The 1,781-nt window shown below is 73.6% G+C and carries 1 protein-coding gene; it reads right to left on the bottom strand.

Annotated features, from left to right (window positions below):
* Nucleotides 1-53: 53 nt before the first annotated feature.
* Nucleotides 54-1,781: S41 family peptidase (locus ACFXA3_RS42090; protein WP_385196735.1), on the bottom strand; the 1,728-nt coding region annotated here is incomplete at its 5' end.

The following is a 1,781-nucleotide window of genomic DNA, read 5'->3' on the forward strand; positions in this document are numbered from 1 at the left end:
TCGTGGGATCGGAGTGGTGGATAAGTGTCAGGTGCGCGCCCCTCGCGCACGTCCTACGGCCTCGGCGGCAGCTTCGGGCGCCGCAGGTCCGGTACGTCCGCGTACCCCGGCGGCACCGCGGCCGGCTCCTGTTCCAGCAGCTCCAGCGCCAGCTCCACGGCGTCGTCCATCTGCGCGTGCCGCCCCTCCGCCCAGTCGAGCGGGGTGCGCAGGATCGCGAGGTCCGGTTCCACGCCGTGGTTCTCCACCGACCACCCGTACTCCGGGAACCAGGCGGCGTTCATCGGCACCGTGATCACCGTGCCGTCGCCCAGCGTGTGCCGGCCGGTCATCCCGACCACCCCGCCCCAGGTGCGCTGGCCGACCACCGGGCCGAGCCCGAGCAGCTTGATGGCCGCCGTGATCATGTCGCCGTCCGAGGAGGTCGCCTCGTCGGCCAGTGCCACGATCGGGCCGCGCGGCGCGTTGGAGGCGTACGACACCGGCTGGGCGTTGCGCGTCAGGTCCCAGCCGAGGATCGAGCGGGTGAGCTTCTCCACCACCAGTTCGCTGATGTGCCCGCCCGCGTTGCCGCGTACGTCCACGATCAGCGCGGGCCGGGACATCTCCATCCGCAGGTCCCGGTTGAACTGCGCCCAGCCCGAACCGCCCATGTCGGGGATGTGCAGGTAGCCGCACTTGCCGCCGCTGAGCTCCCGGACCACCGCGCGCCGCTTGGACACCCAGTCCTGGTAGCGCAGCGGCCGCTCGTCGATCAGCGGCACGATCGCGACCCGCCGGGCCCGGCCCTCGCCCTCGGCGGGGACGAAGGTCAGCTCGACCGTGGTGCCGCCGGCCGCCGCGAGCAGCGGATAGGGCCCGGCCACCGGGTCCACCGGCCGCCCGTCGACGTGGGTGAGCACGGCGCCCTCCCGGATGCCGGTGCCGGCGAGCGGGGAGCGGGCCTTGGAGTCCGAGGACTCGCCGGGCAGGATCCGGGCGAGCGTCCAGCCCTCCTCGCGGGGCACGAAGTTGGCGCCGAGCAGGCCGATCGGCCGGTGGTAGTGCGGCGGGCCCTCGTTGCGGCGTGCGGGGGAGACGTACGCGTGCGAGGTGCCGAGTTCGCCGAGCACCTCGCGCAGCAGGTCCGCGAACTCGTCGGGCGAGGCAACCCGTTCGACCAGGGGGCGGTACTGGCGCAGCACCCCGTCCCAGTCGATGCCGCACATGTCCGGCTCCCAGAAGTAGGCGCGGATCAGCCGCCCGGCCTCCTCGAACGCCTGGCGCCACTCGGCGGCCGGGTCCACCTCGTGCAGGATGCGCCGCAGGTCCAGGTAGACCGTGGAGTCGCTGTCGCCGGACTCGGTCGCCGGGACCGCGCGCAGGTCCCCGTCGTCGTTGATCACGAGCCGGGTGCCGTCGCCGCTGACCGCGAACCAGTCGAGTCCGGAGGCCAGTTCGCTCTTGCGCGCCTTGGTGATCTCGAAGTGCTCCAGCGTGGGCTTGCCGCTGGTGTCGGTCGGGCTGGCGAACGTCTCGCCGAGCGCGCCCGAGATCGGCCAGCGCAGCCACACCAGTCCGCCGCCGTGCACCGGGTACAGGGCCGAGTACTTCGAAGCCGTCACCGGGAACGGGGTCACGCGGCTCTCCAGCCCCTCCACTTCCACCATGACCGTGCCCTCGCCCTCGGCGGCCTCGCCCTCGCCCGGGTCGAGCCCGCCCGCCGCCGGGCGCCCGTCGGGGGTGTACGCGAACGGCGAGGGGGTGGCCGAGGACAGCGGCACCAGGTACGGGCGGCAGCC

It is taken from the genome of Streptomyces sp. NPDC059456, assembly GCF_042750055.1.
GTDB lineage: Bacteria > Actinomycetota > Actinomycetes > Streptomycetales > Streptomycetaceae > Streptomyces.